Origin of the sequence: Streptomyces sp. RP5T, assembly GCF_003933965.1 — a bacterium.
In the GTDB taxonomy this organism is placed as follows: domain Bacteria; phylum Actinomycetota; class Actinomycetes; order Streptomycetales; family Streptomycetaceae; genus Streptomyces.
In genome coordinates this window covers 1-8,442 of the sequence record NZ_RSAJ01000365.1, presented here as the reverse complement: position 1 = coordinate 8,442, position 8,442 = coordinate 1, and the positions used below count along the sequence as shown (strand labels likewise).

Here is an 8,442-nt window from a genome sequence, read left to right as displayed (position 1 = left end):
GCCTGGTGGGGATGAGGGAGCGGGTGCGGCTCGTGGGCGGCAGTCTGCGTGCCGGTCCGCTGGCCGGGGGCGGCTACGAGGTGGCGGCACGGCTGCCGGTGGAGCGGGTGTCATGACACTGCGGGTGGTGGTGGCCGACGACCAGGCCCTGGTGCGTACCGGGTTCCGCATGATCATCGATGCCCGGGACGACCTGGAGGTGGTCGGTGAGGCCCCCGACGGCCTGGAGGCGGTGCGGCTGACGCGGGAACTGGCGCCCGACGTGGTGCTGATGGACGTACGCATGCCCGTCGTGGACGGTATCGAGGCGACCCGGCGGATCGCGGAGTCGGGCGGTGACGCCCGGGTGCTGGTGCTGACCACGTGGGACGTGGACGCGCATGTGGTCGCCGCTCTGCGGGCCGGGGCGAGCGGCTTCCTGCTGAAGGACATCCGTCCGGCCGAGCTCGTCGAGGCGATCCGGGTCACCGCGCGCGGCGACGCGCTGCTGGCGCCGGCCGTGCTCGGCCGCGTCCTCGACCGGTTCCTGCGCACCACGCCCGACCCGGCGCCGCCGCCCTCGCTGGCGGCCCTCTCCGGCCGTGAGCGGGAAGTGCTCACCCTGATCGGACAGGCGTTGTCCAACGCGGAGATCGCCGGTCGCCTCGGTCTGTCGGAGGCGACCGTCAAGAACCACGTCACCGCGGTGCTGCGCAAGCTCGGTCTGCGCGACCGCGTCCAGGCCGTCGTCGCCGCCTACGACCACGGCCTCGTGCGCCCGCGCCGCCCCTGACGGCGCCCTCCTCCTCAAGGAGGAGACCGGCCGGAGATCCTCCTGTGTTCCCAGTGCGGGGCCCTGCGCGCGGCCGATCCGGAGCCGAGGCGCGCGGCCCTACCGTCGAGGTGTGATCGACGACCTGGCCTGCCTCATGTATCTGCTCGCCCACGACGCAGCGGCGGAAGGCCCCTACGACCGTTCCCGCGCCGGACTGCTGGTCCGGGCCGCCGCCCTGGCCGACCTCGCGTCACGCGGCCGGCTCACGGAGGCGGACGGCGAGGTCACCGTGTCCGGCACGGAACCGACCGGCGATCCCGTCCTGGACGGTGTGCTGCGCGACGCCGCGGGCGGGCACGGCTGGAAGCACCTGGTGCGCCGCCACCGCGAGCGGACCCTGGCCGCGGTGGAGGACCGGCTCGCCGCGGCGGGACTCCTCACCGTGCGGGCGCCGCGCACCCGCTTCGGCACCCGACGGGTGACCGTGCGGGATTCCGCCGTGCCCGCCTCGCTGCACGCGCGCGTGTCCGGGGCGCTGCACGGGGACACCCCCGTGCGGGAGCTCCCGGCGGCCGACGCCTTCCTGCTGGCGCTGGCCGCTGCCGGCGGCGTCCGCTCGGTCGTGTCACGGCGGGACCGGAAGACCCACCGGGCTCGTATCGACGCCTGCACGGGGACCCTCGGCGCCCTCGCGCCCGGCCTGGAGAACGCTGTACGCGCCCTGCCGACGACCATGATCGCCGCACAGGGCGGCATGGGCGGCGGCTGACCGAACGGGGAGAAGATGACCGCACACCACGTCCTGACGACCCTGCTGGGCTGTGCCCTGACCGCCACGCTCACGACAGCCGTCCCGGCCTCGGCCCCACCCTCGACGACCGTGCACACCCGCGACGGGATCGTGCGCGGGGCCGTCCACGACGGCTACCGCACCTACGAAGGCATCCCCTACGCGGCACCGCCGGTCGGCCGGCTGCGCTGGGCCCCGCCCCGCCGGCCGGCTCCCTCGTCCAGGGTACGGGACGCGACCCGGCCCGCGAGCGCCTGCCCGCAGCAGGCCGGCGAGGTGCCCGGGGGCAGCACCGACGAGGACTGTCTCCACCTCGGCGTCACGACGCCCGACGGCGCCCGGCCGGCCCGCCCCCGGCCGGTGGTCGTGTGGCTGCACGGCGGCGGCCTCACCACCGGCGCGGGCAGCTCGTACGACGCCCACCGCATGGCCACGCGCGGTGACGTCGTGGTCGTCACCGTCGACTACCGCCTCGGCGCCCTGGGTTTCCTCGCGCACGACGGCCTTCCGGGCTCCGGCACCTTCGGCCTGGCCGACCAGCAGGCGGCACTGCGCTGGGTCCGCTCGGAGATCGGTGCCTTCGGCGGCGACGCCCGCAACGTGACGCTGGCCGGCGAGTCGGCGGGCGGCTACAGCGTCTGCGCCCAGCTCGCCTCACCCGCCGCCGCGGGGCTCTTCGACCGGGCGATCATCCAGAGCGGTCCGTGCACCGGTCGCCCGGACCGGTCGTTCGCCCCGTCCTCCGTGCCCCTGCCCACGGCACGGGCCGCGGGCGCCCGCCTCGCCGCGGAGGTCGGCTGCGGCTCCGCCCGCGACGTCCTGTCGTGTCTGCGGCACGTGCGCGTGCCCCGGCTGCTCGCGGCCCAGGCCGTCGACCAACAGCCCGCCCACACGACCCCGTTGCTGCCCGCCGACCCCGCGGCGGCGATCGCCGGCGGCCGCTTCCACCACGTCCCCGTCCTGATCGGCGACAACCGCGACGAGGGCAACGGCTGGGCAGCAGGGATCGTCCAGGCCGGCCACCCCGTGAACCCCGACACCTGGCCCGACGTCGTGAGCGCCTTCTTCCCCTCCCCTGGCCAGGCGAGGGCGATCGTCCGCGAGTACCCGGTGCACCGCAGCGGCGGGGGCCCGGTGTTCGGCGCGGTCATCGGCGACGGCGACTTCGCCTGCCCGACGGCGGCCACCGGCGACCTGCTCGCCGCCCACGTGCCCGTGTGGCGGTACGAGTTCGCCGACGAGCACGCTCCGCCGCTCACCCCGGGCACCCCGCCGTTCCCGCTCGGCGCTTCGCACGCGAGCGAGCTGCCGTACCTCTTCGATCTGGGCGGCCTGCCCCGCGACCTGACCGCGGCACAGCGCAGGCTCGCCGACACCATGATCGGCTACTGGACCCGCTTCGCCCGGACCGGCGACCCGGGCGGTCCGTCGTCACCCCGCTGGCCCCGGCGGACGGTGCTGTCGCTGGCACCGGACCACGTCGTCCCGACCCGCACGGAGCGGCTGCGCCATCACTGCGGGTTCTGGGACACGCTCAGCGGCTGAGCCACTTGACCTCGTACGCCCGCATGTCGAACCGTTTCCCGTCGATCTTCGCGCTGATCCCCCGGTCGAGGATGTTGACCACCAGGATCGTCCGGTCGGTGGCGAGGACGCGGACGTTGGGCACGTCGTCCGCGGCGACGGACACGGTCGTGTAGGCGGTGCCCGGCGGGAAGGACCGGCCGAACCGGCTGACGAGGTCGAACATCGGCAGCTTCCGGCCGCCGCCGCTGCCGGCGGTCGGCGTCCAGAGGCAGCCCGCGCAGTCCGTGCCCTTCGCGTTCTCCGGGTTCCAGTAGAACGCGGACGTGGTGCCGCCCCTGGCCAGCGCGATCATTCCGGCGGCCTGCACGGCGACCCGGCGGTTCTCGGCCCAGCCCTCGCGTTCGTCCCGGCTGTCGGCGGGTTCGACGTAGTACTCGGCCCACCACAGCGGCAGGTTGCCGGTCCGCTGCCGGACCCACCGGCTCACGGCGGTGAACTTGTCGGTGGCCGCGAACTCGTCGGGCAGCAGCTCGTCGTCGTTGGTGTAGCTGGAGCCGTCCACGACGACGAAGTCGGCGCCGGCCTTGTTCCTGTTCCAGTAGTCGAAGGCGTCGAGGACCCGCTGGTCCATCGCGCCCCAGGCGCCCTTGAAGGTCGCGGAGGCGTCCGCGGAGCGTGCGTCGACGCTGTCCATGACGAGATACGGGCCGCCCACCATGATCCCGGGGTCGACCTTCTTCAGCGCCCGGTAGACCAGGTTGTAGAGCCGGGTGTACCCCTCGTGGTCCCAGCGGGCCTTCGCCTCGTTCCAGAAGCCCTTGAACTCGTTCCAGACGATGAAGTGGCGTACGTCCGGGTAGCGTTTGGCGACGGTCGCGGCGAGGGCGGCGTAATCCTCGAAGTGCGCGGGGTCCGGCGCCGTCTCCAGCGCCGCCTTGCTCCAGTCGGTGTTGCCGACGCCCGCCTCGCCGCCCTTCATCCAGTCCGGCGCGCAGCACAGGGTGATGACCGGGGTGGAGCCGGAGGCGCGCATGAAGTCGACGCGCCGGTCCAGGTCCTCGAAGTCGTAACGCCCCGGCACCGGCTCGGGGTTGTCGGCGCCCCAGCCCATGATGTGCTGGTTCTGCGGGAGTCCGCCCGCGTCCTCGATCCGCTGCCGGACCCGGTCGGTGGCCGCGGAGTCGCCCTCGTCGGCGCTGTCCTGGGTGTGGGTGAAGCCCCAGCCGACCTCCGCGGTGTCCGCGTCCGGCGTGGTCGTCGGAGTGCCGTGGACCCGGTCGCCGTTGCGTGAGGTGCCGTCGGTGCCCGCGCCGCTGCCCGGAAGGGTGTTGAGGAGGGTCACGACCAGGGCCAGAGCGGTCACGGTCACACCGAGCAGAGCGGTGAGCCGCCACCGCCATGCCCCCGAACCCCACCCATGACGTCCCATCGGGGGCAACGGTATCCGCGAACACGCCGGTGCGGGCAGATGCCGGAGACGCACAGCTCTGTAACAGGACGTAGAGGACAGAGCGGAAGCACCGGACAGGCGCGACACGACCGGCACACCACGGAAACCGGGTGCGTACGGGGGGTCCGTGCCGGATCATGGGCGGCATGTCTGCGAACCCACACGACGCGCTGCCGATCCGGCTCAACGTCGACGACAGCGACTCGCCGTCCGACGTCGTCGACGCGCTGTTCCTCGGCCGCTTCGCGACGGGCGAGCAGCCGTACTCCCACGCGGCCAACATCGACCGGGTGCGTTCCGGGGCCACGCTCCTGCCGGCGGGCGCCCGGGTGCTGCGCGTCGCCCGCGACGACGACCGCAGCGCGACCCTCGCCGAGGGCGACGGCTGGACCGTGCTGATCTCCCGCTGGAACCGGGGCGCGGACGTCACCGTCACGGCCACCGACGCCGAGCTGGCCAAGAAGGTCCTCGCCCAGGCCACCGACGGCGCGGCGGACGAACCCGAGCCGCAGCCGGAGAACGTCACGATGGGGTTCTGGTACGTCTCCCCCAGGCGCGGCCCGCACCGCACGACCCGGCAGATCTCCGCGGGCACCTGGGACGAGGTGCGGGAGAACTACACGGCACCGGTCGCGGACGCGATGGACCGCCTGATGAAGACGACCCCGCAGGACATCGCCGGCCGTCTGCTCCTGCTCCACGGCCCGCCGGGCACCGGCAAGACCTCCGCCCTGCGCACGCTGGCCCGCTCGTGGCGGGACTGGTGCCAGGTCGACTGCGTCCTCGACCCGGAGCGGCTGTTCAGCGACGTCGGCTATCTGATGGACATCGCGATCGGCGAGGAGGACGCGACGGGCAAGGGCCGCTGGCGGCTCCTGCTCCTTGAGGACTGCGACGAGCTGATCCGCGGCGAGGCGAAGCACACGGCGGGCCAGGCCCTGTCCCGGCTGCTGAACCTGACCGACGGCCTGCTGGGCCAGGGCCGCAACGTCCTGGTCGGTGTCACGACCAACGAGGACCTGGAGCGCCTGCACCCCGCCGTGGTCCGTCCCGGCCGCTGCCTGGCCCGTATCGAGGTGGGCCCGCTGACCCGCCGGGAGGCGGTGGGCTGGCTCGGCACCGAGGAGGGCGTGGGCCGCGAGGGGGCGACCCTGGCGGAGCTGTACGCGCTGCGCCGGGGGACGTCACCGACGGCGGTGCCGGAGCCGCGGCCCGGGGCCGACGCGGGGCTGTACCTGTAGTGCTTTGATGGGTGTATGACCCTGTTCGTCGGCACGTCGGGGTGGCAGTACAAGGACTGGCGGGGCGTCCTCTATCCCGACGGTGTCCCCGTGCGGCGCTGGCTGGAGGAGTACGCGGGGCACTTCCCGACGGTCGAGATCAACAACGCGTTCTACCGGCTGCCGTCCCGGGAGACCTTCGAGTCGTGGCGGGAGCGGGTGCCGGGGGACTTCGTGGTGGCGGTGAAGGCGAGCCGGTACCTGACCCACATCAAGCGGCTGAAGGACCCGGAGGAACCGGTGCACCGCCTGATGAGCCACGCGCAGGGGCTGGGCGACCGGCTGGGCCCGGTGCTGCTGCAACTGCCCCCGACCCTGCTGGCCGACACGGAACTGCTGGACGCCTGCCTGGCCTGCTTCCCCGCCTCGACGCGGGTCGCGGTCGAGCCCCGGCACGTGTCCTGGTGGACGCCCGAGACCCGCGGGGTGCTGGAGCGTCGCGGCGCGGCCCTGTGCTGGGCCGATGTCCGGGCCCGGCCGGTCACCCCGCTCTGGCGCACCGCCGACTGGGGGTACGTCCGCCTCCACGAGGGCCGGGCCGCGCCCTGGCCGCACTACGGCAGACGGTCCCTGGAGACCTGGGCCGGGCGGATCGGGCGCACCTGGGCCGGTACCGAGGACGTGTACGTGTACTTCAACAACGACCCGAACGGCGCCGCCGTGCGCAACGCGAAGACCTTCGCCGCGCTTTCTCAGCGCTCCCCGTAAGCCGCCCGCAGCGCGTCCCGTACGGCCACCAGGGCGTCGTTCTCCGTGAGTCCCAGTCGCCGGGCCCGCTCCACGTACGCCTGCGCGGCCGAGGCCAGTTCCCGTTCCGCGGCCGAGCCGGCGGCAGCCACGAACGTGCCGTTGCGCCCCCGCGTCTCGATCACCCCGTCGCTCTCCAGCGCCCGGTACGCCTTGGCGACGGTGTTCGCGGCGAGCCCGAGGGACTCGGCGAGCCCCCGCACGGTCGGCAGCCGGTACCCCACCGGCAGCACCCCCGCCCGCGCCTGCTCGGAGATCTGCACCCGCACCTGCTCGTACGGCGGTGCGCTGTCGTCGATGTCGATCCTCAAGGTCACGAGCCGATTGTCCCGCACCGCCGGAAAATGGGAGGCACCCGGGCGGGCCTCCCCCGTAACGTGCGCCGTCATGACCGTGATCGTGCGTGACCTGCGCCCCCAGGACCCGGCCGATGTCGAGAGCTTCGCCCACGTCCGCCATCTGGCCCTCCCGTTCGTGCTGTGGACCCCAGCCGGCGTGCTGCACCGCCTGGTCCACACCCACCCGGACGCGCACTACCGCTCCCTCGTGGCCGAACAGGACGGCGAGGTGATCGGCACGGCCCAGCTCGGCCTCGCCCACGACAGCCCGGAGCCGGGGCAGGGCTATCTGAACATCTACGTACGCCCGGACCGCACCCGGCGCGGCGCCGGTGCCCTGCTGGTCCGCACCGCCGAGGAGCACCTGGCGGCGCACGGGGCGACCAAGCTGTTCTCCTGGGTGCTGGACGAGCCGCACAACCGTGAGTTCGCCGAGCGGCAGGGCTATCGGGCCAGCCGCTGCGCGCACTTCCTGCGCCTGGACCTGGCGAACGGCACGCTGCCGCCGCTCCAGCCCCTGCCGCCGGGCGTGGAACTGCGCACCGCCGCAGACTTCGCGGACGACCCGCGCTTCTTCTTCGAGCTGGACGCGGAGACCTCGGGGGACGAACCGAGCGACGTGGACACCGAACTCACCGACTACGACATGTGGATCGAGGAGAACTGGAAGCACCCCCTCCTCGACCACGCCCTGACCACCATCGCCCTCGTCGACGGCCGTCCGGCCGCCTTCAGCGCCGCCCACACCGACGGCACCGGCCGCTACGCCACCGCCATGACCGGCACCGCCCGCGCCTTCCGCGGCCGCGGCCTGGCCAAGCTCGCCAAGAACGCCTCCCTGCACCGGGCCCGCGCCGCCGGCTGCACCGAGGCCCTCACCGGCAACGACGCCGGCAACGAACCCATGCTCGCGATCAACAAGTGGTTCGGATACGAGATCTGCGCCACGGAGGTACGTCATGTCCGCGAACTCCCCTGAGTCCCCGCAGCGTGTCGACGTCGTCCTGCTCAAGGCGGGCCGCACGAAGATCCGTTACGCGGCCGACCTGCTCACCGACGACGGCACCCGGGTCACGGTCCGCGCTCCCTGGGCCGGTGACGGCGTCCGCGACTTCGGCTTCGTCCGGTTCGAGCCGGGCGACGTGTTCACCGAGCACTACTGGCGGGACCGCTGGTACTCCGTCAAGGAGGTCCGCACGGCCGGCGGCACCCTGAAGGGCTGGTACTGCGACATCACCCGCCCGGCGACACTGCACGGCGCCGAGCTGGTCGTGGAGGACCTGGACCTCGACCTGTGGGTCTCGGCGGACGGCACGCGGGTGCTGCGCCTGGACGAGGACGAGTTCGCGGAGAGCGGCCTGGCGGAGCGCGACCCGCGGGCCGCGTCGGCGGCAGCCGGGGCCCTGGACGAGCTGGAGGCTCTGGCCCACCGGCCCGGTGGCTGGCCCCCGGTTTCCTAGTCGCCCCGCACCAGCACCGCGTACCGCTCGTCGTCCACGTCCTTCCCCCACAGCAGGGAGTCCTGGGACAGCCGCTCCACCCGCACCCGGCCCCCC

Annotated in this window: 9 protein-coding genes and 1 pseudogene; 7 read left to right on the top strand and 3 right to left on the bottom strand. The window is 73.6% G+C overall.

Features of this window, described 5'->3' with window-relative positions; translation table 11 throughout:
- Window positions 1-112 precede the first annotated feature (112 nt).
- From EHS43_RS29895 to EHS43_RS29885, 3 genes are all read left to right on the top strand, one after another.
- Entirely contained in the window at window positions 113-772 is a 660-nt protein-coding gene (locus EHS43_RS29895) for a response regulator transcription factor (RefSeq protein WP_125193841.1), read from the top strand.
- Between the two features lie 112 nt (window positions 773-884).
- On the top strand, window positions 885-1,523 hold the full coding sequence (locus EHS43_RS29890; RefSeq protein WP_125193840.1) for a GPP34 family phosphoprotein: 639 nt from the start codon (window positions 885-887) through the stop codon (window positions 1,521-1,523).
- Between the two features lie 15 nt (window positions 1,524-1,538).
- Entirely contained in the window at window positions 1,539-3,089 is a 1,551-nt protein-coding gene (locus tag EHS43_RS29885; protein WP_125193839.1) for a carboxylesterase/lipase family protein, read from the top strand.
- Here the strand turns inward: EHS43_RS29885 and EHS43_RS29880 are convergent.
- Window positions 3,079-4,500 (bottom strand): xylan 1,4-beta-xylosidase, encoded by a 1,422-nt coding sequence (locus EHS43_RS29880; protein WP_125193838.1) that lies wholly within the window; start codon window positions 4,498-4,500, stop codon window positions 3,079-3,081. The genes EHS43_RS29885 and EHS43_RS29880 overlap by 11 nt on opposite strands.
- A 167-nt stretch (window positions 4,501-4,667) precedes the next feature.
- Between EHS43_RS29880 and EHS43_RS29875 the strand changes: the two genes are divergently transcribed.
- Window positions 4,668-5,762: a DUF5925 domain-containing protein gene (locus tag EHS43_RS29875; protein ID WP_125193837.1), complete on the top strand. Its 1,095-nt coding sequence runs from the start codon at window positions 4,668-4,670 to the stop codon at window positions 5,760-5,762.
- A 15-nt stretch (window positions 5,763-5,777) separates the two neighbouring features.
- Window positions 5,778-6,509: a DUF72 domain-containing protein gene (locus EHS43_RS29870; RefSeq protein ID WP_125193836.1), complete on the top strand. Its 732-nt coding sequence runs from the start codon at window positions 5,778-5,780 to the stop codon at window positions 6,507-6,509.
- Here EHS43_RS29870 and EHS43_RS29865 read toward each other — a convergent pair.
- Window positions 6,494-6,865 carry a GntR family transcriptional regulator gene (locus tag EHS43_RS29865; RefSeq protein ID WP_185806473.1) on the bottom strand — a complete coding sequence of 124 codons (372 nt, stop codon included), beginning with the start codon at window positions 6,863-6,865 and terminating at the stop codon, window positions 6,494-6,496. The genes EHS43_RS29870 and EHS43_RS29865 overlap by 16 nt on opposite strands.
- A gap of 70 nt (window positions 6,866-6,935) precedes the next feature.
- Here EHS43_RS29865 and EHS43_RS29860 point away from each other — a divergent pair, with 70 nt between their 5' ends.
- Both EHS43_RS29860 and EHS43_RS29855 read left to right on the top strand, forming a co-directional pair.
- Window positions 6,936-7,865, top strand: coding sequence for a GNAT family N-acetyltransferase (locus EHS43_RS29860; RefSeq protein ID WP_125193834.1), 930 nt, complete (start codon window positions 6,936-6,938; stop codon window positions 7,863-7,865).
- Window positions 7,846-8,346, top strand: coding sequence for a DUF402 domain-containing protein (locus EHS43_RS29855; RefSeq protein WP_125193833.1), 501 nt, complete (start codon window positions 7,846-7,848; stop codon window positions 8,344-8,346). The genes EHS43_RS29860 and EHS43_RS29855 overlap by 20 nt, the downstream gene beginning before the upstream one ends.
- Here the strand turns inward: EHS43_RS29855 and EHS43_RS48155 are convergent.
- Window positions 8,343-8,442: pseudogene (locus EHS43_RS48155) on the bottom strand (SAM-dependent methyltransferase); the annotation flags it as partial. The gene EHS43_RS29855 and the pseudogene EHS43_RS48155 overlap by 4 nt on opposite strands.